Source organism: Ruegeria sp. CDSA021 (assembly GCF_059612325.1).
The window spans coordinates 65,478-89,967 of record NZ_JBXWQJ010000008.1 but is presented as its reverse complement, the minus strand read 5'-3'; the positions used below and the strand labels follow the sequence as shown (position 1 = coordinate 89,967).

Below are 24,490 nucleotides of genomic sequence, written 5' to 3'. Positions count from 1 at the left end.
AAATTTTTGGCATCGCCTCTCATTGGCCCTAGATTTATCGCGCTTGAGAATTCACCGCAAAAAAGTCATCCTGACACCAAGTACTTCCGACTCGGGTCGCCATGCCGGCGGACTCGGCATCAATTGTTTCTGTCACGTACGAGGCGTTACATGTTCCCAGCACATATTCCTTCCACCCGGACCGGCAGGCCTCTGGCCACTGCACTTTTGCTGTTGTCCCTGGGACTGGCGCACGCCGCAGTCGCGCAAGAGGAAGGCGCGCCGCCAAAAGTGTCGATTTCGGCGGCCTATACCGAAGAAATCACCGACGAGGCCACATTCATCGGGCGTGCTCAGGCAATCAACAAGGTCGACATCGTGGCCCGCGTGAACGGGTTTCTCAACAGCCGCGAGGTCGAGGATGGCGCAACAGTCAAGGAAGGGGACCTGCTGTTCACCATCGAACCCGACCTTTACGAAGCGACACTTGAGGCCCGCAAAGCTGATCTGAACCGAGCGCAGGCAAATCTCGAACTCGCAAAAGTCGATCTTGCCCGTAAAGAAGAACTGTACAAACGCGACGCCACGCCGGAATCGGAACGCGACATTGCCCGCGCCAACGAGTTGGTTGCAGAGGCAGAGGTGAAGGCAGCGAATGCCGCGATCCAACAAGCCGATCTTGACCTGAGTTATACGCAGATTCACGCGCCGTTTGACGGGCGTATCGGCAGCATCACCACCAGCGTTGGCGACGTGGTCGGTCCAAACAACCCTCCACTGGTCAATATCGTCAGCGAAATGCCAATTTACGTGAATTTTTCTCTTAACGAAAAATTATTCACGACCGTTTTGGAAACCTATGGCGAAAACTCGGCCTCTTTGGCGGAAAGCCCGCAAAGTCCTAATGTTCACGTGATCCTGCCAAATGGAAGCGAGTTGGATGAAACCGGCAGAATCGTCTTCGTCGATAACCGCATTGATCCCTTGACCGGCGCGATCACGGTCCGCGCCCAGTTCGACAACGCAAACCGGCTGATCCTGGATGGTGCATTTGTAAACGTACAGATCGAAGCGCTGGAGCCGACCTTGCAGGTTCTTGTGCCGCAAGCCGCCTTGCAGCGCGATCAGCGGGGTGAGTTTGTTCTGGTGGTCAATGACAAACAGATGGTGGAACAGCGCTACATCACCACTGGCGACACATACGGCACCGCGATCATCGTGACGGACGGTCTGCGCGAAGGTGAAAGTGTGATTGTTGAGGGCCTGCAGAGGGTCCGCCCCGGCGTGGCTGTTGACGCGGTCGTTGCCTCTGAACAGCCGGGAGAATAACTGATGTTCTCAGCCCTGTTCATCAGCCGGCCCAAGCTGGCGCTTGTCATTTCGCTGGTACTGACCATCATGGGCGGCATCGGCTATCTGGTGCTGCCGGTGGCGCAGTTCCCGGATATCACGCCACCCGTTGTCAGCGTTACAACCACTTATACCGGCGCGAATGCGGAAACGGTGGAAAATACTGTCGCCGCGCCGATTGAGGCACAGGTCAACGGCGTGGACGACATGATATACATGACGTCCACCTCATCCGATAACGGCTCGTATTCTCTGAATATCACCTTCGAGGTGGGCACGGATCCAGACATCGCATCTGTCAACGTGCAGAACCGGGTGGCGCAGGCCATGTCATCGCTGCCGAGCGAAGTGACATCTTCGGGAGTGGTCACACAAAAGGCTTCGACCAACATGCTGTTGCTGGTGACGTTGACCTCACCGAATGGCACCTATGACAGCGTGTTTTTGTCGAACTATGCCTCGATCAACCTGCGCGACGCGCTGGCACGCGTGCAGGGCGTTGGTAAAGCCGATGTTCTGACCAACCTGGAATACGCAATGCGGATCTGGATGGATCCCGACAAGATGGCAGCGCTGTCCATCACTCCGGGCGACGTGATAAACGCAATCCGTGAACAGAATATCGAAGTGTCCGCCGGTTCGATTGGCGCGCCTCCGGTGCCTGAAGGGCAGACGTTTCAGTACACGATCAAATCCAAGGGTCGTCTGACTTCGGCGGATGAGTTTGGCGACATCGTGATCCGCACCGGTGCCGATGGCGCGATTGTCCGCGTCAAAGACATCGCACGTACAGAACTAGGCGCACAGTTTTATTCGGCTTCGGGCTATTTCCAAGCGGTCCCGGCCACAGTGATAGGCATCTATCAAGCCCCTGGCGCCAACGCTCTGGCGGTCTCGGACCGCGTACAGGCTGAACTGGACCGCCTGTCCCGCGCGTTTCCCACCGACATCGAATATGATGTGCCTTTCAACACAACTGACTTCGTCGAGTCTTCTCTGAACGACGTGGTTTCGACCCTGATCCTGACCTTCATCCTCGTGATCTCGGTGGTTTTTGTGTTCCTGGGAAGCTGGCGTGCCACGATCATTCCCGCTGTGGCCATCCCGGTCTCTTTGATAGGTACCTTTGCCTTCTTGTTGGCCTTCGGCATGTCGTTGAACACGATCTCTCTGTTCGCGCTGGTCCTTGCCATCGGGATTGTGGTGGATGACGCCATCGTCGTGGTTGAAAACGTTGAACGCATCATCGCCGACGAAGGGCTGCCTCCTGCTGAGGCGACCCGAAAAGCGATGGGCCAGATCACTGGCCCGGTTATCGCAACCACGCTGGTTCTGTTGGCGGTTTTTGTGCCGGTCACCTTTATGCCCGGCATCTCGGGACGGCTCTATTCTCAGTTCGCAGTCACGATCTCAACCGCTGTTGTGATTTCGTCCATCAACGCGCTGACCCTGTCGCCCGCGCTGTGTGGGTTGGTCCTTCAGGCACGATCTGGCCCGCCCAAAGGGCTGCTTGCCGTGTTCGAAAGCTTCATCGGCACCGTGCGCAGTGGTTATGTCGCCATTGTACGAAAGCTGTTGGTTTTTCCGGCCATTGCACTGGCCATCGTGGTTGGGCTTGGCATGGGAACGGGAACGATCATGTCGAACACCTCAGCCGGGTTTATCCCGCTTGAGGACAACGGCTATCTGTTCGTCGACGTGCAATTGCCCGATGCGGCGACGTTGGAACGGACCGAGGCTGTGACCGCCCGCCTTGACGATCAGCTGCGCGAAATCCCCGGCGTGGCCAGCACGGTTCTGGTCAACGGCTTTTCGCTGCTGAACGGTACGATCACCAACGGTGCCGCGATCTTTGTGAACCTCGACAACTGGAGCGAGCGGCAGGAAGACGACCTGAGTGCTGATGCCATCCTCGCCAAAGTACTGGCGATATCCAACAGCGAGTCAGCTGCCTCAATCGTTGCCTTCAACCCGCCGCCCATCCAGGGTCTCGGCATGTCTGCCGGGGTTGAAATGGAGGTGCAGCAAACCGGTGGAGGCACGCCTCAGGATCTTGCCTCAGCCGTGGGTTCGTTCGTGTATTCGGCCAATCAAAGGGCCGAGATCGGGCAAGCCTATACAACCTTCCGCGCCAACGTTCCGCAGCTTTTCGTGGATCTGGATCGTGAAAAAGCCAAGACGCTCAATGTCTCGGTGGCCGAAGTTTTTCAGACCATGCAGGCGCAATTGGGGTCTTACTATGTAAATGACTTCAACCTGTTTGGCCGCGTCTATCGCGTCATGATCCAGGCCGATGGCACCTATCGCGACAATGTCGATGATATCGCCAATCTCTACGTCCGTTCGCAGAATGGCGACATGGTGCCTTTGGGCACACTGATCGACGTGGAAAACGTATTGGGGCCGGTCCTGCTGAAACGGCACAACCTGTTCCGGTCGGCCACGGTGACAGCTGTACCCGCGCCTGGCCTGTCCAGTGGTGACGCCATTACGGTAATGACAGAGGAATCCCAAACCGCCCTGCCCCCCGGATATGCGTTCGAATGGACCGGCACGGCCCAGCAACAGCTGGCCTCGGGCAGTCTGGTGGTCATCATTCTGGGGCTTGCGATCCTGTTTGGATACCTGTTCCTGGTTGGTCAGTATGAAAGCTGGACCTTGCCCGTCTCGATCCTGCTGTCCGTGGTCGTGGCCCTGTTCGGGGCGGTGGCGGCGGTCGCCATCGTCGGCAGTGACATCAATCTTTATACGCAGATCGGGATGATCATGCTGGTGGGGCTGGCGTCGAAAAACGGCATTTTGATCGTTGAATTTGCGATGGAGCAACGCGCCAAGGGCCTGTCGATCAAAGAAGCCGCAGCCGAGGCCGCGCATCAACGTTTCCGCGCTGTGATGATGACCGCCCTGTCCTTCCTGCTGGGGGTTGTTCCGCTGCTGGCCGCCAATGGTGCCGGCGCTGCCAGCCAGAAGGCGATTGGTGTGGCTGTGTTCGGCGGTATGTTGGCCGCGACGCTGGTTGGTGTGATCGTGGTTCCGGTGCTCTACGCCCTCATGCAAAGCATGAGAGAGTGGCTGAAAGGCAGCAAAAACGATCCCGACCCGTCCGAGTCTGCGGCCTGATCCTGTAATTAACCCCGCCTCAACGGCGGGGTTTTTTCTTAGCGTGATCTTGCGCGGCGCCGTTTGGCAATCTCGTGGATCACCTGTTTCGCGTCAATCGGCGGTTCCTGCTCGATCCTGCGATACTCTGATCCATCCCTGCGCCGCGTCAGCAACCCGCAAGAGATCATCGTGCGCCGCAACGTGGCAGGGTCATCGAAACAATGCTCGGCATTGAGACAGGCGTTGACCTCGGCCTCATTTACGGCCCTACCCGATGGCACTGCAGCCCACAGAGCCCAAAGTGACAGGTTTTGCACCGAACGTTTCGAAGGCCATTGCCGCAACCTGCCCTGCGTGTCGAACAGGTATAACGTGCGTTCTACTGCTCGCGCATTGGCCGCTGGCGGGTCCGAGCGCGCCTGCAATCTGCGACTGGCGGCGCTGTCGGCGCGCATATGTTGTACATTCTGATAACCAGCCGCGCGCGCGACCATGTTCATCAGAGTCAAGTGCGAGGGGCTGGCCTCTCCCAACTGGGTGGCCAAGGTTCGAACAAAGGGTGTCAGATCATCCACATGCAAAGGGACTGGTATCTTGCTCATCACACATCCAAATCGGGCGTTCTGTGCATTCGTTGGCCGCTGACCTGACGAAGCAACGCCCTGAGTGTTGCGATGTCAATCATCCGTTAAAGGCAGGTTTAGCACTCTGAGAAAGAGCAACGGCGCCTCGGTGTCTGCCGACCGTACCCAAGGGCTAGCATAACAGGGGTCCACCGCCAAGGGGCCTGCAAACCCAGTCACGCGCTGCGCCGCTCGGCCATCCAGCGATCGATCCGCGCGATTTGCTCGTCACTGAGCCGAAGCCCCAGCTTGTTGCGTCGCCAGACGACATCTTCGGCAGTGCGGGCATATTCCTTGTCCATCAACCAAGCGACCTCTTGCGCGGTCAAGGTTGCGCCAAAATCCTCACCAAGGTCAGACACCTGTTTTGCACCACCTATTACCTCGCGCGCCTCGGTCCCGTAGGCGCGGATCAAGCGGGCCGCCCATGCTGGGTCGAGGAACGGGTATTCCGCCAGAAGGTCGCTTTGAAGGGTGTCGACGGAGTCCACCGGAAAGTCTCCACCGGGCAGAGCAACTCCAGCAGTCCAGGGTTTGGGCAGGTCCGGAAAGAAATCGGCCACTTTTTCTAGCGCGCTTTCTGCAAGCCTGCGATAGGTGGTGATCTTGCCACCAAACACGTTCAAAACAGGCGCCCCACCCTGCGCATCAACTTTCAACGTATAGTCTCGCGTCGCCGCTGTGGCGCTGCTGGCCCCATCGTCATACAGCGGGCGCACACCGGAATACGTCCAGACAATATCATCGCGGGTCACGGCGCGTTGGAAGTATTTTGACGCGAACGCACACAAATACTCCTGCTCGGCCTCGGTACATACCGGCGCGGTGGACGGATCCGGATGATCCTGATCGGTTGTGCCAATCAGGGTGAAGCCCTGCTCGTAGGGAATGGCAAAGATGATGCGGCCATCTTCGCCTTGAAAGAAATAACACTTGTCGTGATCGTACAATCTAGGCGTCACGATATGACTGCCGCGCACCAGCCGAACGCCCTCGCGCGAGTTCACGCGGATCTTGGTCTGGATGATGTCGCCGACCCACGGACCACCTGCGTTGATCAACATTCTGGCCTGGATCACACGGGTCTGGTTACTGTCCCGATCCCGCACCGTCACCTCCCACAGATCACCCACCCGCTCGGCCGAGATCACTTTGGTCCGCACCATGATCTGTGCACCTCGCGCCTCAGCATCACGCGCATTCAGGACCACCAGACGGGAATCCTCGATCCAACAGTCGGAGTACTCATAGGCCGTTTCGAACCTGTCTTGCAAAGGGGCCCCTTCCGGTGCCGTGCGCAGGTTCAGCGACGTGGTTCCGGGCAGGATTTTGCGCCCGCCAAGATTGTCATACAGGAACAACCCCAAACGGATCAGCCAGGCCGGACGCCGCCCACGCATCCATGGCATCACCGTGCTGAGCAAGCGAGAGGTCGGCGTTTCCGAGTCAAACCGCATGTCCTTGTGGTAAGGCAACACAAAGCGCATCGGCCAGCTGATATGTGGCATCGCCCGCAGCAGGGTTTCACGTTCGATCAATGCCTCGCGGACCAGCCGAATTTCAAAAAACTCCAGGTATCGCAACCCGCCATGAAACAGCTTGGTCGATGCCGAAGACGTAGCCGATGCCAGATCGTTCATTTCCGCCAGTGTCACCGACAAGCCCCGCCCGGCGGCGTCCCGTGCGATACCACAGCCATTGATGCCGCCGCCAATGATGAAAAGGTCTGTGATCTGATCGTCCGTCGACTGCATATCTTTTGATTCCTCGCGAGGCATTGTCTGGCGCATTAGTCCGAAAGTCATTCGCTTGGTCAATGTTTATGTTCGTTTATTTTCTTTTTGCAACTCTGATATGAAAAATTCGCAGCCCTTCTTGCCAAACTTACCCAAAAGAACAAAAACGAAGGAACGCGTTTTTGAGTGGACCCGCCCCATGTCTCTGTCTTTTCGCCAATCCGACATTCTGGACATCGCCAGTACCGAAGGGCGCGTCACGGTTGACGGGCTGGCTGAACGTTTTGGCGTCACCGTTCAGACGATCCGGCGCGACCTGACCGAACTGGCTGATGCCGGTAAACTTGACCGGGTCCATGGCGGCGCGGTTCTACGCTCAGGCGTGTCCAATATCGGCTATGACGACCGACGTGCGCTGAACGCGGATGCCAAAACGCGCATCGCACAAGCCTGCGCTGCGGAAATTCCAGATGGCGCGTCAATCTTCATGAATATTGGCACCTCGACCGAGGCCGTGGCGCGGCAAATGCTGAGCCATAAGAACCTGATGGTCGTGACGAACAACATGAACGTCGCCAACATCCTTATTGAAAACCCAGATTGCGAAGTTGTCATGGCTGGCGGTGTTCTGCGGCGCTCGGATGGCGGGTTGATCGGCACCCTGACTGTTTCAACCATCCAACAGTTTAAGTTTGATCTGGCCGTCATCGGATGCTCGGCGCTGGATCGAGACGGAGATCTGTTGGATTTCGATTTTCAAGAAGTTCAGGTCAGCCAAACCATCATCGCACAAGCACGGCGCACCTTTCTGGTGGCAGATCATTCAAAGTTTCAGCGTTCGGCCCCTGCACGGATCACCTCGATGTCCGAAATCGATACGATTTACACAGACGTTCATCTGCCGGGTGATCTACCGCAACACTGTCGGGAGTGGCGAACAGAAGTCGTTCTCTGCGCGTAGTAACTTTCGCACTTCAACGTTTGGGTGAATTGCGCAGCTTGTCAGATGCCGTTCAGCCTGACACTATCCACTACTTGTTACAATGCGCACGGGAGGGGAAGACCGGGCCATGATTGCTTTATTATTTCTGCTGTTTACCGTCACAATGGGGCTCAACTATTTCAACTTGACTAAGGTCGGCAACGTGCTGTTTTTCGCCACGTTGGCTCTCAGCATCTATTGGTTGAAATTCCACGCCACCAGCCAACTGACAATTCAACTTTGAGGGGACCGGCATGACACCTGAACTGTCCCGCACGCTCAACGCGCTGGGTATGCTTGCCGTCTGCCTTGTCTTGGCTTTGGCGTTTTTCTATCAGCTTGTTCTTTACGAACTGCCTTGCCCACTTTGCTTATTGCAACGTGTTGGGCTTGTGGCGGTTGGTGTGGGGCTTGGCTTGAACCTGCTCTATGGAGCTAGACCACAACATTATGCCATTGTGCTGATCGCAGCACTGTACGGCGGCAGTGTTTCGATCCGCCAAATCCTGCTGCATATCGTACCCGGAACAGGCCACTACGGATCACCGGTTCTGGGGCTCCACTATTACACATGGGCCGGGATCGCCTTTTTCCTCATTTTGCTGGGCACGGCGATCATGCTGTTGTTTGAGCGTCAGTACGACAACGACGCGTCCGCAGAGCCGAAATTTGGGGGAAACAAACTGGCCAAAACAGCCTTTTTCATCATGCTGGCGCTGGCTGTGGTGAATGCCGGGTCAACCCTGCTGGAATGCGGTCCCGGCATCTGCGCTGACCCGCCGACAAGCTACAAATTGATTGACGAACTGGACGCGGACGACGGAGGATAAGACAACCTTCGCCCGAAAAGGAGGCACGAGCTTGGGACTATTGGGGCAGCCGCTAGGCTATTACGACTATCTGACTTTCGTGGCGTTGATCCTGCTGCTTGCGGCGGTGATGGCGTTGTTTCTCTTCCTCATGGGGCTTCCGGGGCGGATCGCAATTAAACGCAATCACCCTCATGCCGAAGCCGTCAAGATCATGGGATGGATGGGATTTCTGGCCGTGGTCCCATGGGTCCACGCCTTTATGTGGGCGTTCCATGATGGAATCACCGTCGACATGCGCCGGGGCCCAGACGAAGAGAAAGATGCCATTCGCGACGAAATCAAACGTCTGGGCGGCAAGATCAGGCCCGAGTATCAGGATCGTCTGGACACAGACGATACGCAGAAAAGCTAAGGCCGAAGGAAACCAACAAACATGCTCGTCGCCCTTAGCATCACTCTTTTTTACATCATTTTTGTCTGGCTCATCTTCTTCAAGCTGGAACTTCTGAAATTCAACATTGCCTGGGGCATCGTCTCGTTCTGGGTGGGCGCGCATCTGCTGCTGATCTTTCTGGTGGCGCTGCGGTTCTTTCAGCCCTTCTCGGCAGACAGTCATGTGGTGCGTTCGACCATACAGATCGTGCCCAAACTGACGCAGCCAACGATATTGACCGAGGTACTGGTCGAGCCCAATACTCAGGTTACAAAAGGCGATCCGCTTTATCGCTTTGATGACACCGTGTTTTCACTGGCGGTGGACAATTCAAAGGCCCAACTGGTCGCGGCCGAGCAGAATGCCAAAATTCTGGAACAGGATGTGATCGCGTCGACCGAAGCAGTGGAACGGGCAAATGCGCAGCTGGCTTATGCGCAGACCCAACAAGCCCGCTATGAAAACCTCGTGCCCGCTGGTGGAGCACGGCAGGACGATTTGGATCGCTGGAACGAGCAGGTGACCGAAGATCTGGCCGCCGTCAAACAGGCTCAGGCAAATCTGGAAAAGGCGCAACTGGCTGTGGAATCGCAGATAGACGGCGTGAACACGGGTATTCTTCAGGCTCAGGCCCAATTGGCTGAAGCCGAGTATTTTCTGGAAAACACAACAATCTATGCACCAGAAAACGGTATGATCGTTTCTCAACAGGCACGTCCTGGTCTGGTTGTCGGCGACGTTCGCCTGGGCGCAATTGCCAGTTTCGTGACCGAGGACAGCCCTTATATCCTCGCCACGTTCCGTCAGCAGAACCTCAAATTTGTCGAACCTGGGCAAGAGGTTGAGGTGGCGCTGGATCTCTATCCCGGTGAAATCCTGAATGGAAAGGTCGAGGCAATCTGGTGGGCAACTCGGCAAGGGCAATACCTTCCTTCGGGACGCCTGCCCGGTTTTGAACTGCCCAAACTGCCCGGTCGAATTGCAGTGCAGATCACCGTGGATCTGCCAGAAGGCCACACATTCCCCGCAGGTGGCCACGCGGCGGTGGCAATCTATACGGGCATGGGCAAAAGCTTTGAGTTCCTGAGACGCATCAACATCCGTCTCTATTCCTTCGCCAACTTCATCCGACCACTGGATATTTGAGGATGCGCACAATGACACTCCGCCAGCTGCTTGGCACCGCTCTTTGCGCCGCAACCCTCGCAGCCTGCGCGCCGGTGGGACCGGATTTCGTGCGCCCGAACTCTCCGGTCGTGAAGCAATGGATCGAGGTGAACAACCCCGGCACTGGCCAAAGCGGCCTGACATCGCGCAGCGCACCTGTGGTGAAGTGGTGGGAGACGTTCAATGATCCGACCCTCAACAGGCTTATTGCAGAAGCTTATGCGCAAAACCTGACCCTTCAGGTTGCGGGTGCGCGCGTGTTACAGGCTCGGGCACAGTTGGGCATCGCATTTGGCGAGCTTTATCCGCAATCCCAGGCCATTGGAGGATCACTACAGCGACGGCAGATCAGCGACAATCTTGGACCCATCGCCGATATCAATCGCATCATTCCGCTGGATACCGAATTCTCAACCTCACAAGTCGGCTTCGATGCCCAATGGGAGCTGGATGTCTGGGGCGCGCAGCGGCGCGGCGTTCAGGCCGCGCGGTCCAATCTGGCGCTTCAGGTGGCCAATTACGACGACGCACTGGTGACGCTGACCGGGGATGTGGCTGCTCTGTACGTCAATATCCGTGCGTTGCAGGAGTCTCTGGCAGTTGCGCGCGAAAACATCAAGTTGCAGCAAGCATCTGCTGATCTGACCCAATTACGTTTCAACAATGGTGTCACGACCGAGCTGGACGTGCAGGAATCCACCGCCCTGCTCAACAACACCAAAGCCTTGGTGCCAGACCTGGAAAGTGACCTGCAACAGACCAAGAATGCCTTGGCGGTGCTGCTGGGTGTCACGCCGTCTCGGATGACAAACCTGTTGGGGAATACCGGCCGCATCCCGTCTGCGCGGACAAATGTGGCTGTGGGTGTACCCGCTGAACTTCTGCGCCGACGCCCGGATGTGCGGGCTGCGGAATTGGCTGCTGCGACGCAATCGGCGCAGGTGGGCATTGCGATGGCGGATCTGTATCCGCAGTTTGTCCTGTCAGGCGCGATTGGTCTGCAGGCGTCAGGCGGACGTGATCTGTTCAGCGGCAACAGCGCAACCGGTCTGGTCAGTGCCGGCGTCGTCTGGAACGTGTTGAATTATGGGCGCATCAAGAACAATGTCCGCGCACAGGACGCCGCTTATCAGGCGCTGATCGCCAATTACCAGAACACCGTGCTGACCGCCTATTCCGAGGTGGAAAGCGCGATGGTCGCTTATGCGCAGGCACGCAAACAGGTTGGGTTCTATCAGCAAAGCGTCGACGCCTCGCGCAAGGCGGCTGAGATCGCGGTCAGCCAGTACACGGACGGCATTGCCAGCTATTCACGTATCCTGAACACGCAAACGGCCCTGCTGCGCTCGCAAGCCAATCTGATTGAAGCACGGCAGCAAGTTTCCAGTAATCTGGTTGCGGTTTACAAGGGGTTGGGCGGCGGCTGGCAGATCCGTCAAAACCAGGAATTTCTACCCGAAACCGTATTGGCCGAAATGGCCTATCGCACCGACTGGGGCGATCTGCTGCAGAAAACCCCAACCGGTGCCAGTCTGAACTAAGCCCTACTTGGTCAGTCCGCGCAGCCCACCTGAGATCAGGATATTGACCTCATACAAAATGCGCGGCGCAGCCAGCCCGCCGGGGCTGGCCAGATAATTCGGGCTCCATTCCGGGTCGAACTTTTGCTTGAAGCTGCGCAAGCCTTCAAAATGATAAAACTGCTCGCCATGCTCGTAGACGAACCCTCCGATCCGGTTCCAGAGCGAGGCATGTTGCCGATTTTCTATACCCGAGAACGGCGCGGCCCCCAGCGAGAACCAGTGAAAGCCCTGCTCCGAGCCCCAAACCATCATCTCGGCAAACAGCGCGTCCATCACAAAGCTTGGGCTGTCTGGCTCATACCGCATCAGATCCAATGACAGCTCGGATTTGTCGCCGCCTTGGAACAGGTTGGCGAACGCCTTGATCTTGCCTGTGTTTCCATCGCGCAATACTGCATGATCGAAATACGACAGGTACTGATCGTCAAAGCCCCCTAGTGCAAATCCCTTTTCAGCCCCGGCCTTTTGCTCCAGCCAATGATCAGAAATTTCGCGCAACTCAGGCAGAACGGGTGCCAGCTTTTCCTTCGGGATGATCTCGAACACATAGCCTTCGCGTTCGGCCCTGTTCTTGGCTTGCCGGAACCGTTTGCGCGACTTTCCATCCAGCGAGAAGTCTTGCAGCGGCACCCGAGCAACCTCGCCTATTTTCAGGATCGACAGGCCAAGATCCAGAAAAGTCGGCAGGTATTTGGTCGAAACACTGTAGAACGCACACAACTTTCCTTCACGGTCCGCCTTTTCCCGAAGCTGCCAGATCAATTGCCGGCCTGCGACCTCATCCCCGACCGGTTCCCCTTTTGAGATCACAGCGTTGCCGGTATCAGCATAGACGATAAAGGCCGTTTCATCCGGCGAGATCAGAAATTGCTTGTCGCCGGTCAGGGATATCTGGGATTCGGTATCCTCACTTTCCATCACCAACCGTTCGACCACCTCGGGGATTTCAGTGCGTTGCGGTGTTGGAATCTCGCGTCCAAACAAAGAGTTGACGGCCACCACGCCGACGATCACAGCCACAACGAGGCTCGACCGCAAAAAGCGTGAGGCGTCGCCATTCCATGCAAACTCCCACCACAAAGCGTTTTGGTATTCGACGTGGGAATAAGCGAACAACCCAATCCAGAAGATGACGGCCAGCAACACGACAACGCTAATCAGCCATGGGATGTTCAGGCGAAAGATCGATGCGCCGCTGACCCGGTAAAACGCGCCACGGAACAGGGCCAAAACGCCTATCGTTCCCAACATCGACACCGCTTCGTGCGTGTCCAGGCCCTTGGCGAGCGAGGCAAAGAACCCCGCAACCATCAGCAGCATCGCCACCAGCCATGCGCGGTAGAGCTTGCGGAACAAGCCGCGCGACACCAGCAACAGCAGAACACCAATGGCACTGCCCACAAGGTGCGAGGCCTCGACAAAGGACAGCGGCAGAACATCCTTCAATACGCCAAGGTTCTGTGAACCCGCAGGCAGTGCCCCTGATACCAAAAGGATCACCCCGGCCACCGCCGCAACGCCCGCTGCAACAATGGGGACCATGGGACGGATGACCCTATACACCCAGGTTGCAGCACCGCCGATCCGGTGCCGTTGCGTCAGCGCCGATGCCACAGCAATCGACAGGCTGGCGACGGCAAACGGCAAAAAAGTATAAACCACCCGGTATAACAGCAATGCTGCTATGACATCTGACCGCCCCGACGCCCCAAGCCCCGCAATCAGCGTCGCTTCGAACACACCGATTCCGCCCGGTGCGTGGCTAAGGATACCTACGGCAATGGCGGCAACATAGATCGTGAAGAAATACGGATAGCCAACGCCCAGATCGTCGGGCATCAGGACATAAAGCACCATGGACGCGCCGAACAGATCACCGATCGCGGCCAGCGTCAGTAGGCTGGCCAGTTTCCCGCCCGGCAAATCAAAACCAACACCTGCCAATGAAAGCCGCCTGCCCCCGCTGGACAGCCAGACGAACAGGACGACCAACGCCCCCAGCAAAGAAAGCCCAATGGCGGTTTCCACCGTTGTGCTGACCGGCACCACCTTGGATATGCCGTCGGGATGCAGGGTCAATAGCAGGCCAAGGATCAAGATCAGACCCATCCAGAACGCGACCCATGAGGTCGCGATCACCCCGGCCACACGCCCCAGGTCCAGGCCAAGTGACGCATAGATCCGATACCGGATTGCGGTCCCGGTGATGTAGGAAAAGCCAAGACAATTTGATACGGCATAGCCACTGGCCCCCGCCATCCCGGCCACATGCAATGGCACTTTGCCTTCAGCTACGCTCTGCACGGCGAACACATCGTAAAGTGACAGAGAAAAGAAACTGAACCCCGTCCAGCAAAGCGCAATGAACATCAATTTCCATGACGTCGCCGCAATATCAGTCTGCACTTCTGACCATCTCACATGCGCCGACAGATCGTGCAGAACCGTCAAGGCGATGCCGGTAATGACAATGGGTATCGCGATGCGCAGCCAAGGCTTTTCCAGCAACGCCGCAATCCGTTCCGCCCAGCGCACGGCCAGAGGTTCGTCAGTTTTCTGCGAAGTGGTCATGCTGAACGTCCCTGCCTGTTTGTGAAGCCAGTCAGTCTGCTGATTACCCTGACATCATCTGCCCGGAAACTGTGGCACAAATTGTTTTCATCTCAAAGCACTAGAGCCGCCCCTTGCGCGTGGACAGCAGCAAATTCGTCTCGGACCGTGTGATGCCGTCAAAGCGGCGGATCTGGAACAGAACCTCATCCAGTTCGGCCAGGGTCTCGGTGCTGATCTCTGCGATCAGATCCCAGCTGCCGTTGGTCGAATGCACTGCCGTCACCTGCCGCAGGGCCGCTATCCGCGCCATGACACGCTCTGTCCCGCGCCCTTCAATCTCTAGCATCATCAGTCCACGCACAGGGCTTTGCGCCAGATCCCTGCGTGTCAGGATGGTGAAGCCGACGATCTCACCGGATTGTTTCAGGCGCTGCAACCTGCTGCGCACAGTGGTGCGCGTCACGCCCAGCGTTTCCGACAGCTCGGACAGGCTGGCGCGTGCATCGCGTTGCAACGCATTGAGCAATCGGTTATCCAAATCGTCCATGCTTTCTTCCCATAAAGAACTATCAGGAACCATTTTGAGCAAATTGCAGTCTTCACGCAAGGCACTCTGACATCGTAAATGGACACATGGACATGAAAAAAATCATACTGATCGGCGCACCAATGGACGCCGGAAAGCGTCGTCAGGGATGCCGGATGGGCCCCGACGCCTATCGTGTGGCCGGGTTGCAAGAGGCTTTGACCGATCTTGGCCATTCCGTGCAGGATCAGGGCGACGTGCGCCCCGAAGAGACCGGTCTGCTCGAACATCCGCATCTGTTTGCCCTGCCAGAGTGTGTCGGCTGGACTCAGGCCCTTAGTAAAGCGGCGCAGGCAGCCGCCGGTCAGGGCGTGCCCATTTTCATGGGCGGGGACCATGCGTTGTCCATGGGCACCGTCAACGGAATGGCCGCACATGCAGCAAGGATGGATCGACCGTTGTTCGTGCTGTGGTTGGACGCCCACAGCGACTTTCACACACCAGACAGCACGGGCAGCGGCAACCTGCATGGAACGCCTGTGGCCTATTTTACCGGAAGACCAGGTTTTGATGCTTTCCCGCCCTTGCCCGCTTTGGTCCCGACGGATCGCGTCGGCATGATCGGCTTGCGCTCAGTCGACCCTGCAGAGCGTATGGCGTTGGAACAGGACCGCGCCATGCTGGCCGACATGCGCAGCATCGACGAGAATGGGATCAAAGCCCCTCTGCTGGCCTTTCTGGACCGTGTACGCGCCGAAAACGCGCTGCTTCATGTGTCGCTGGATGTTGATTTCCTCGACCCTGCCATCGCCCCGGCCGTCGGCACCACGGTCCCCGGTGGAGCGACCGAGCGCGAAGCCCATCTGGTAATGGAGCTTCTGCATGAAAGCGGGCTGGTCAGCTCACTGGATCTTGTTGAGTTGAACCCGTTTCTGGATGAAAGGGGCCGCACGGCCAAACTGATTGTCGATCTTGCTGCATCACTGATGGGCCGCCGCATATTCGACCGCCCCACCCGCAGTTTCTGATGCCGTGCTTATTGCCAGGCGAGTGAGGGAGACCCCTGTTGCTGCTGGGTGGTATCGCGCGAATGATCCCAAAGACGGGCAGCAACTTTAGACGGCTGAGAAGCGCTCTGGCCGTATTGCGCGAGGTATAGCCTCGCGCCCTTGCTACCCTGCAAGAGACGGCAGGTAGAGTACAATTCCCGGGAACGCCACGAGCATTGCGATCGTCATGGCATCAGCGATGAAGAACGGCGTCACGCCCTTGAACACGTCCTGAACGCTCAGGTCCGGGCGCACCCCGGCCACGACAAAGCAGTTCAGCCCGATAGGTGGTGTAATCAGGCAGAACTCGGCCATTTTAACCACAAGGATACCGAACCAGATGGCGCACATCGGGCCCGACATCCCAAACGCGCTGTCGGCTGCACTGACGGTCTCACCTCCGTTCAGGGCCATCACCGCAGGGTAGACAACGGGCAAGGTCAACAGCAACATCCCAATTGCATCCATGAACATGCCCAGCACAGCATAAGCCAGAAGGATACAGATCAGGATCATCATCGGTGACATCTCAAGCCCGGTAATCCAGTCGGAAAACGCTCCGGGAAGATCTGCGAAGCCAAGAAACCGCACATAGATCAGAACACCCCAGATGATTGAGAAGATCATGGCGGTCAGCTTGGCGGTTTCCAAAAGCGCGGATTTGAATTCCTTCCAACGCATTCCATGGAACAGGGCGAAACAGAACACGATGAAGGCCCCGATTGCGCCACCTTCTGTAGGGGTGCCCCACGCCTTGTCTCCGAACGGGTTGTAGACAAAGCAAATGATGATCAGGATCACGGCCACAATCGGAATGGCACCGGGCAAGGCAGCAAAGCGCTCTTTCCAGGTAAAACCCGTGACAGGCGGTCCGACGGTTTTGAAGACCACGGCAATCCCGACAATCAGCAAGCCATAAACGATTGCAGAAAACGCACCCGGTATGAATCCGGCCAGCAACAGCTTGCCGACATCCTGCTCAACGATGATGGCGTAGATCACCAGAATGGCCGAAGGCGGGATGAGCGAAGCCAGCGTTCCACCCGCAGCAACGACACCAGCCGCAAAGCGTTTGTTATACCCCACCTTCAGCATCTCTGGGATCGCTATTCGGGCAAAAACGGCTGATGTGGCAACCGATGCCCCGGATACAGCGGCAAAACCTGCGGTGGCGAAAACTGTGGACACGGCAAGCCCACCCGGAACCCAGGCCACCCAGCGTTTGGCAGCTTCGAACAAAGCGAGCGTCAGGCCAGCGTAGTAGGCCAGATAGCCAATCAGGATGAAGGTCGGGATCAGGCTAAGCGTATGAGCCGCAACCTTTGAATGTGGTACCTGCCCTGCAGTCTTGACCGCAACCGTCAAAGCTTTGCCAAACTGGTCCGGATCATATCCAAACTTGGCCCAGAAAATCCAGATGAGCCCAACCAAACCCGTCAGTCCCGCCGCAAAAGCCACGCGCATTCCGACGACGACCAGAACCAGCAGACCACCCGTGACCCAGAGGCCAATTTCAATCGTGCCCATGCTTCTAGTCCTGCCCTTCGAACTGCTCGGCCTCTGCCGCCGCTTGGGCCGCTGCATCCTGAAGAAGCGGCACCGCCACAGGGGTCTCAAGCCCCAACACAAACGCACGCCCATAGCCCCAAACCTGAAGCATCAACCGTACACACAGCACCGAAAAGGCAACGGGCGCCAACAGCTTGGCAGGCCACAAGGGAATACTGATGTCGATGGAACTGTCCCTGCTCCAGAGCGGCGCGCCAAGATCGAAGGACCGATCGAAATGGGACCAACTGCCCCACACCAGTGCCACCATCAGAACGAGGATCAGAATGACCGAGATCAGCTCGAACAGCCACAAGGCCCGACCGTGAAGCCGTGAGATGACGATGTCCATGCGAATATGCCCACCGTCGCGCTGCACAAAAGAGATACCCAGAAATGCAATCAGCGGCATCGCCTGTTCGATCCAGTCGACGTAACCGGGCAACGGCGCGTTCAGCGCGTTGCGCCCGCTGACGGAAACCACGGCCAAAACCATCAGTCCAAAAACCGCGAAACCGCTGATCAATGCAAGAAAGCGTTCAAGCTTCAACAACTGCCGGTCCAGCTGGCTCAGACGGCTTCCGTCTTCCAGCACCGTGGCTTGTCCTGCCATCCCGTGGTTCCTTGTTCTTGAAAGTGAACCGGGCACCCGGCAGGGCACCCGGTCAAATAGATCAGTTACCGCCGCGCTGCTGCTTCAGCGTGGTTTGAACCAGATCATACAGGTCTTGTGCCGGCAGCCCCTGCTCTGACATATCCGCAATCCATTTCTCGCGGATTGGATCTGCAGCTGTGGTGCGGAACTCCTCGATCACGGCATCGTCGATCATGACCTTCTGCACGCCCTTTTCCTCAAGGACGCTGTCCCACTGTTCAAGCAGGCCGCCGTAGTTTGCCAGATAGTGATCAATCGCCTCATCAATCGAGCTGTTCAACGCTTCGCGATGCTCGGCAGGTAGTGCTTCATAGGCGTCGATATTCACAACCACAGGACAGTTCACTGTGCCGGGGTTCAGGTTGGCCGTCCACCAATCGGCCTCATTGATCGTGCCAAAGGACAGGTGCGCATGCTGGGCAAAGGCCACGGTATCCACAACACCAGATTCCATTGCATTAAAGGCTTCGGTCGCAGGCACCGAAGTCGGCACACCACCCACAGCCTCAAAGGCTTGACCCAATCCGCCGGTTGCACGAACGCGCATTCCATCAAATTCCGCCAACTGGTCACGGGGTTCGCCTTTGCCCACGATATTATACTGTGGCATGGGCGAGGTCATGATGATCCGGGCATTCCACTGCGCCATCTCATCCTTGACGGCTGGGTGGTCATACACCGCGTGACTGACGGCAACCTCTTCCTCAAGGTTGTTCACACCCAGGAACGGCAATTCCAGCACAGTGATCGCCCGATTTTTGTCGCGGTGATAGCCAGCGCAGAACTGAGCCATCTCGAACGCCCCGATTTCGATACCATCCAGGTTTTCGCGTGGCTTGGACAAGCCTCCATAGCTGACATTGATGGTGAACTCTCCTCCGGTCTTTTCACTGACCAGTTCAGCGAGCTTTTCGACATGCTCGGTGAATGCGCGGCGTTTGCCCCAAACGGATGCATTCCACTCGGTCGCGGCAGCCTCACTTACAAACGCAAAGCTCAAGGCGGTAACAGCGGCACCGCTCAACATCTTATTCATGATTTTGTCTCCCTTTGGTGCGCCTCTTTCCGAAACGCTTGAAAAAGAAGCTAGCGCCAACATTCTGATGTGCCAACCCTCAGGATCGCGCATGTGAACCCATCTGACACCAAGAAGAAGATTTGGCCGGAGAGGACGCCGCTGCTTCGGCGCGAAACAACGAACAGCAGGCGTTACAATTAAATATTTGTTTCCGAAGGTTTTTTACAAAATTTTGCGTTGTAATTTACAAAAATTGAGACTGGATTAAAATTTCTTTACAAACAAACCCAAAGATTACGGCAATTTATTTATTTATTTTCTGAACCCGGTAATACTCTGATCGGGGAGGAACAGGATCGACTTTGCCAAACAATCAGGCAAAAACGACCTAACGTAATCCAGTCCAGAGGGAGGAGCCTCAAAGATGACCACCGCTGCCCAGGCAGATGCCAAGACATATCCGCCATCCGCAGAAACCGTCGCCCGTGCGCATGTCGATGCCGCAAAATATTCCGACATGTATGCCGCCTCAACCTCTGACCCGGACACGTTCTGGGGCGAGCAAGGCAAGCGCGTCGACTGGATCAAACCGTTCTCGAAGGTAAAGGACGTCAATTACGACTTCGGCTCGGTCAAGATCAACTGGTATGCCGATGGCACGTTGAATGTCTCGGCCAACTGTCTGGATCGTCACCTGAAAACCCGTGGCGACCAAACTGCGATCATCTGGGAACCCGATGATCCAAACGACCCGGCCCAACATATCTCTTACGCCGAACTGCACCGCCGCACGTGCCGGATGGCCAATATCCTGGAAACGCTGGGTGTGCGGAAGGGCGACCGCGTTGTCATCTATCTGCCAATGATCCCCGAGGCCGCCTATGCCATGCTGGCCTGCGCGCGGATCGGTGCAATTCATTCCATCGTTTTCGCAGGCTTCTCGCCCGACGCTCTGGCGGCACGTGTCAACGGTTGCGACGCCAAGGTGGTGATCACGGCAGACGAAGCGCCTCGTGGCGGTCGCAAAACTCCGCTGAAATCCAACGCCGATGCCGCCCTGCTTCACTGCAAAGACTCGGTGAAATGCCTGGTCGTCAAGCGCACCGGTGGTCAGACCACATGGATCGACGGTCGCGATTACGACTATAATGAAATGGCGCTTGAGGCGGATGACTACTGCGCACCCGCCGAGATGAACGCGGAAGATCCCCTGTTCATTCTTTATACCTCTGGCTCGACTGGTCAACCGAAAGGCGTTGTACATACCACTGGCGGTTATCTGGTCTATGCCGCACTGACGCATGAGATCGTTTTCGATTATCACGAAGGCGACGTGTATTGGTGCACGGCGGATGTGGGCTGGGTCACGGGCCACAGCTATATCGTCTATGGCCCTCTGGCCAATGGCGCGACGACCCTGATGTTCGAGGGCGTACCGACCTACCCTGATGCAAGCCGCTTCTGGCAGGTGTGCGAAAAGCACAAGGTGAACCAATTCTATACCGCCCCAACCGCTTTGCGCGCCTTGATGGGGCAAGGCAACGAGTGGGTTGAGAGGTGCGATCTGAGCGATCTCAAGGTGCTGGGCACCGTGGGTGAGCCGATCAACCCCGAGGCCTGGAACTGGTACAACGAAGTTGTCGGTGGCGGGCGCTGTCCTATCGTTGATACCTGGTGGCAGACGGAAACCGGCGGTCATCTGATGACGCCCCTGCCTGGTGCTCATGCGATGAAACCCGGATCGGCCATGAAGCCATTCTTCGGCATTGAACCAGTGGTTCTGGACCCGCAGTCCGGTGTAGAAATCGAAGGCAACGGCGTCGAAGGCGTTCTTTGCATCAAGGACAGTTGGCCCGGCCAGATGCGCACCGTTTGGGGCGATCATGAGCGGTTCGAGAAAACCTATTTCTCGGATTACAAAGGCTACTACTTCACAGGTGACGGCTGCCGTCGCGATGAAGGTGGCGATTATTGGATTACGGGTCGCGTCGATGACGTGATCAATGTGTCCGGCCACCGTATGGGTACGGCCGAGGTGGAAAGCGCTCTGGTGGCTCATGCCGCTGTCGCTGAGGCCGCCGTTGTGGGCTATCCTCATGAGATCAAAGGGCAAGGCATCTACTGCTATGTCACTTTGATGAATGATCGTGAGCCTTCGGACGAGCTGCTGAAAGAGCTGCGTACATGGGTCCGGACAGAAATCGGCCCGATTGCCTCGCCGGATGTAATCCAGTGGGCCCCTGGATTGCCCAAGACACGCTCGGGCAAGATCATGCGCCGGATCCTGCGCAAGATTGCCGAGAATGACTTTGGCAGCTTGGGTGACACTTCGACACTGGCCGATCCGTCGGTTGTCGAAGACCTGATCAAAAACCGTGCGAGCAAGTGAGGATGTGATGGACGCTGCCACGATCACCACACCCGCCGTTCTCATCCTTCTCGGCCCTCCGGGCGCCGGGAAGGGTACACAGGCCCGTATGCTGGAAGAGAAGTTCGGGCTGATTCAGCTGAGCACCGGCGACCTGCTGCGCGAGGCTGTCGCGGCAGGGACAGAAGCAGGTCTTGCTGCCAAAGCCGTCATGGAAGCGGGCGACCTGGTTAGTGACGACATCGTCATCGCCATTCTGCGTGACCGCATGGCTCAGCCTGACTGTGCAAAAGGTGTCATTCTTGATGGCTTTCCCCGCACAACGGTCCAGGCCGAGGCACTGGACGATCTTCTGGAGTCGAACAATCAGAAGATCAACGCCGCGATTAGCCTTGAAGTTGAAGACGCCGAAATGGTTGTCCGCATCTCGGGCCGCTACACCTGCGCCGGGTGTGGTGAAGGGTATCACGATACGTTCAAAAAGCCTGCCGAAGATGGCAAATGCGACAAGTGTGGCCACACCGAATTCAAGCGCCGCGCGGATGACAATGCCGAAACCGTAGCATCGCGGCTGGCGGCCTATCACGCGCAGACCGCGCCGCTGATCACCTATTACGAAGGCCATGGCGTGCTGCAGCGCACCAACGCCATGGGCAAGATTGAAGACATCGCGCGCGATCTGGAGGAAATCGTCGGTCGCGCGATGAAGTAAGGGGAGGAGATAAGCCGTAAGGCTTTGATCCAAAACAGAATTCTTCAATGAACCGCCGTGGCGGAACAGAGAAGTATTGCCGGGCGTCACGGGGCGTTTGGTACAATCGAGAAGCGGTCCGCGTCACTGGAGGAATTGGGCTCGGGCCGCCCAACGAGGAAGCGAAGGAGGAACCCGCAATGGCGGATCATTCAACAAACTCCGCGCAGACTGCCGAGTCCGATAAGGGCTATTGGCAGGCCAACCTGCGCCTTATCTACATCAGCCTCGTCATCTGGGCGCTGGTGTCGTTTGGATTCGGCATTCTGCTGCGTCCGTTGCTGTCGGGTATCGCCGTCGGCGGAACCGATCTGGGCTTTTGGTTCGCACAACAGGGATCGATCCTGGTCTTTTTGGTGCTGATCTTCAACTACGCCTGGCGCATGAACAAGCTGGACGCCGAATTCGGCGTAGACGAAGAATAAGGGAGAGCGGGGATTATGGATCAGTTTACCATCAACCTGCTGTTTGTTGGCGCGTCTTTCGCGTTATACATCGGCATCGCGATCTGGGCCCGAGCGGGTTCCACATCTGAATTCTACGCCGCCGGTCGCGGCATTCACCCGGTCACCAACGGCATGGCAACAGCGGCGGACTGGATGTCTGCGGCCTCGTTCATCTCGATGGCCGGCCTCATCGCCTTTACTGGCTATGACAACTCGACCTTCCTGATGGGTTGGACCGGTGGCTACGTGCTGCTGGCGCTGCTGCTTGCGCCCTACCTGCGCAAGTTCGGTAAATACACCGTGTCGGAATTCATCGGCGACCGCTTCTACAGCCAGACCGCACGTATCGTTGCGGTGATCTGTCTGATTGTTGCCTCGGTAACCTACGTGATCGGTCAGATGACCGGTGTGGGCGTGGCCTTTGGCCGCTTCCTCGAGGTTTCGAACACATCCGGTCTGCTGATCGGTGCGGGCGTCGTGTTTGCCTACGCGGTGTTTGGCGGAATGAAGGGCGTGACCTATACTCAGGTCGCTCAGTACTGCGTGCTGATCACCGCCTATACTATCCCGGCGATCTTCATCTCGCTGCAGCTGACTGGCACTCCCGTTCCGGCGCTGGGTCTGTTTGGTGACACCGCCAGCGGTGAGCCCCTGCTGACCAAGCTGGACGCGATCGTGACCGAGCTGGGCTTCAACGAATACACAGCCCACCACTCGAACACGCTGAACATGGTGCTGTTCACCCTGTCGCTGATGATCGGTACTGCGGGCCTGCCCCACGTGATCATGCGCTTCTTCACCGTTCCCAAAGTATCTGACGCACGTTGGTCGGCTGGCTGGGCGCTGGTCTTCATCGCGCTGCTGTATCTGACCGCCCCTGCGGTTGGTGCCATGGCGCGTCTGAACATCAGTGACATGATGTGGCCCAACGGTGGCATCGAAGGTGGCGCTGTTTCGGTCGAAGAGATCGACAACGATCCGCGTTACGACTGGATGGCCACGTGGCAGAAAACCGGTCTGCTCGACTGGGAAGACAAGAACGGCGACGGCAAGATCCAGTACTACAACGACAAGTCCGAAGCCATGACTGCTATCGCGGAAGAAAAAGGCTGGGTCGGTAACGAGTTGACCAAATTCAACCGTGACATCCTGGTTCTGGCCAACCCCGAGATTGCCAACCTTCCGGGTTGGGTGATCGGTTTGGTCGCTGCTGGTGGTCTTGCGGCTGCTCTGTCAACCGCTGCGGGCCTGTTGCTGGCGATCTCGTCGGCAGTGTCCCACGACCTTGTCAAAGGTGCGATCAACCCGCAAATCTCTGAAAAGGGTGAACTGCTGGCCGCTCGTATCGCAATGGCCGTAGCCATCGTTGTTGCAACCTATCTGGGTCTGAACCCACCGGGCTTTGCGGCGCAAACCGTGGCACTTGCCTTTGGTCTGGCGGCAGCCTCGATCTTCCCGGCGCTGATGATGGGGATCTTCTCGACCCGCATCAACAACACCGGTGCGGTTGCTGGTATGCTGGCTGGTCTGACGGTTACTCTGGTCTACATCTTCCTGCACAAGGGCTGGCTGTTCATTCCGGGCACCAACTCGTTCACCGATGCTGACCCACTGCTGGGCCCGATCAAGTCGACCTCGTTCGGTGCAATCGGTGCGATGATCAACTTTGGTGTGGCCTACGTTGTCGCGGGCATGACCAAAGAGACCCCGCAGGAGATCAAGGATCTGGTCGAAAGCGTACGCATTCCCCGTGGTGCGGGCGCAGCTCAGAATAAGTGAGCTTGATGCGGTCGTTGGTTCTTGCCTTCG

General features: G+C 57.2%; 20 protein-coding genes. 13 read left to right on the top strand and 7 right to left on the bottom strand.

The features are described from left to right. Positions 1 to 150: 150 nt before the first annotated feature. A complete protein-coding gene (locus AC2FLD_RS12540; protein ID WP_496672595.1) occupies positions 151 to 1,308 on the top strand; it encodes an efflux RND transporter periplasmic adaptor subunit in 1,158 nt (385 codons plus the stop codon). 3 nt (positions 1,309 to 1,311) lie between these two features. Further along, positions 1,312 to 4,449, top strand: coding sequence for an efflux RND transporter permease subunit (locus AC2FLD_RS12535; protein ID WP_496672598.1), 3,138 nt, complete (start codon positions 1,312 to 1,314; stop codon positions 4,447 to 4,449). A 38-nt stretch (positions 4,450 to 4,487) separates the two neighbouring features. Here AC2FLD_RS12535 and AC2FLD_RS12530 read toward each other — a convergent pair whose 3' ends face one another. Together AC2FLD_RS12530 and glpD are read right to left on the bottom strand one after the other, a co-directional pair. Then, on the bottom strand, positions 4,488 to 5,033 hold the full coding sequence (locus tag AC2FLD_RS12530) for a DUF2087 domain-containing protein (protein ID WP_496672601.1): 546 nt from the start codon (positions 5,031 to 5,033) through the stop codon (positions 4,488 to 4,490). Between the two features lie 197 nt (positions 5,034 to 5,230). After that, complete coding sequence (gene glpD, locus AC2FLD_RS12525; protein WP_496672604.1) at positions 5,231 to 6,808, bottom strand: glycerol-3-phosphate dehydrogenase; 1,578 nt, start codon at positions 6,806 to 6,808, stop codon at positions 5,231 to 5,233. Between the two features lie 181 nt (positions 6,809 to 6,989). On the opposite strand from glpD, the gene AC2FLD_RS12520 reads away from it, so the two are divergent. The 6 genes from AC2FLD_RS12520 to AC2FLD_RS12495 all read left to right on the top strand — a co-directional run bounded on the left by AC2FLD_RS12520 (position 6,990) and on the right by AC2FLD_RS12495 (position 11,725). Further along, entirely contained in the window at positions 6,990 to 7,751 is a 762-nt protein-coding gene (locus AC2FLD_RS12520) for a DeoR/GlpR family DNA-binding transcription regulator (protein ID WP_496672606.1), read from the top strand. Between the two features lie 109 nt (positions 7,752 to 7,860). Further along, on the top strand, positions 7,861 to 8,016 hold the full coding sequence (locus AC2FLD_RS12515) for a DUF5993 family protein (RefSeq protein ID WP_172677873.1): 156 nt from the start codon (positions 7,861 to 7,863) through the stop codon (positions 8,014 to 8,016). A 10-nt stretch (positions 8,017 to 8,026) separates the two neighbouring features. Next, positions 8,027 to 8,602, top strand: a complete 576-nt coding sequence (locus tag AC2FLD_RS12510; protein WP_496672608.1) for a disulfide bond formation protein B — start codon at positions 8,027 to 8,029, stop codon at positions 8,600 to 8,602. 31 nt (positions 8,603 to 8,633) lie between these two features. Next, positions 8,634 to 8,996, top strand: a complete 363-nt coding sequence (locus tag AC2FLD_RS12505; protein WP_496672610.1) for a DUF3302 domain-containing protein — start codon at positions 8,634 to 8,636, stop codon at positions 8,994 to 8,996. A 21-nt stretch (positions 8,997 to 9,017) separates the two neighbouring features. Continuing rightward, the gene (locus AC2FLD_RS12500; RefSeq protein WP_496672612.1) at positions 9,018 to 10,163 is read left to right on the top strand and encodes an HlyD family secretion protein; all 1,146 of its coding nucleotides are present in this window, start codon (positions 9,018 to 9,020) and stop codon (positions 10,161 to 10,163) included. An 11-nt stretch (positions 10,164 to 10,174) separates the two neighbouring features. Then, on the top strand, positions 10,175 to 11,725 hold the full coding sequence (locus AC2FLD_RS12495; RefSeq protein ID WP_496672614.1) for an efflux transporter outer membrane subunit: 1,551 nt from the start codon (positions 10,175 to 10,177) through the stop codon (positions 11,723 to 11,725). 3 nt (positions 11,726 to 11,728) lie between these two features. On the opposite strand, the gene mprF is transcribed toward AC2FLD_RS12495, so the two are convergent. Together mprF and AC2FLD_RS12485 are read right to left on the bottom strand one after the other, a co-directional pair. Beyond that, positions 11,729 to 14,338 carry a bifunctional lysylphosphatidylglycerol flippase/synthetase MprF gene (gene mprF / locus AC2FLD_RS12490; RefSeq protein WP_496672616.1) on the bottom strand — a complete coding sequence of 870 codons (2,610 nt, stop codon included), beginning with the start codon at positions 14,336 to 14,338 and terminating at the stop codon, positions 11,729 to 11,731. 100 nt (positions 14,339 to 14,438) lie between these two features. After that, positions 14,439 to 14,867 (bottom strand): Lrp/AsnC family transcriptional regulator, encoded by a 429-nt coding sequence (locus tag AC2FLD_RS12485; RefSeq protein ID WP_050603592.1) that lies wholly within the window; start codon positions 14,865 to 14,867, stop codon positions 14,439 to 14,441. Between the two features lie 86 nt (positions 14,868 to 14,953). On the opposite strand from AC2FLD_RS12485, the gene rocF reads away from it, so the two are divergent. Then, positions 14,954 to 15,874 (top strand): arginase, encoded by a 921-nt coding sequence (rocF, locus tag AC2FLD_RS12480; RefSeq protein ID WP_496672618.1) that lies wholly within the window; start codon positions 14,954 to 14,956, stop codon positions 15,872 to 15,874. 144 nt (positions 15,875 to 16,018) lie between these two features. Here the strand turns inward: rocF and AC2FLD_RS12475 are convergent, their stop codons facing one another. From AC2FLD_RS12475 to dctP, 3 genes are all read right to left on the bottom strand, one after another. After that, on the bottom strand, positions 16,019 to 17,422 hold the full coding sequence (locus tag AC2FLD_RS12475) for a TRAP transporter large permease (RefSeq protein ID WP_496672620.1): 1,404 nt from the start codon (positions 17,420 to 17,422) through the stop codon (positions 16,019 to 16,021). A gap of 4 nt (positions 17,423 to 17,426) precedes the next feature. Continuing rightward, positions 17,427 to 18,056: a TRAP transporter small permease gene (locus AC2FLD_RS12470; RefSeq protein ID WP_496672622.1), complete on the bottom strand. Its 630-nt coding sequence runs from the start codon at positions 18,054 to 18,056 to the stop codon at positions 17,427 to 17,429. Positions 18,057 to 18,117: 61 nt separating this feature from the next. Next, on the bottom strand, positions 18,118 to 19,134 hold the full coding sequence (dctP, locus tag AC2FLD_RS12465; RefSeq protein WP_496672624.1) for a TRAP transporter substrate-binding protein DctP: 1,017 nt from the start codon (positions 19,132 to 19,134) through the stop codon (positions 18,118 to 18,120). 406 nt (positions 19,135 to 19,540) lie between these two features. Between dctP and acs the strand changes: the two genes are divergently transcribed. The 4 genes from acs (at position 19,541) to AC2FLD_RS12445 (ending at position 24,460) form a co-directional block, all read left to right on the top strand. After that, positions 19,541 to 21,505 (top strand): acetate--CoA ligase, encoded by a 1,965-nt coding sequence (acs, locus tag AC2FLD_RS12460; RefSeq protein ID WP_496672626.1) that lies wholly within the window; start codon positions 19,541 to 19,543, stop codon positions 21,503 to 21,505. A 7-nt stretch (positions 21,506 to 21,512) separates the two neighbouring features. Next, positions 21,513 to 22,196, top strand: coding sequence for an adenylate kinase (locus tag AC2FLD_RS12455; protein WP_050603597.1), 684 nt, complete (start codon positions 21,513 to 21,515; stop codon positions 22,194 to 22,196). Positions 22,197 to 22,375: 179 nt separating this feature from the next. After that, on the top strand, positions 22,376 to 22,660 hold the full coding sequence (locus AC2FLD_RS12450) for a DUF4212 domain-containing protein (protein WP_050603598.1): 285 nt from the start codon (positions 22,376 to 22,378) through the stop codon (positions 22,658 to 22,660). Positions 22,661 to 22,675: 15 nt separating this feature from the next. Then, positions 22,676 to 24,460: a sodium:solute symporter family protein gene (locus tag AC2FLD_RS12445; RefSeq protein WP_050603599.1), complete on the top strand. Its 1,785-nt coding sequence runs from the start codon at positions 22,676 to 22,678 to the stop codon at positions 24,458 to 24,460. The last annotated feature ends 30 nt before the right edge of the window (positions 24,461 to 24,490 follow it).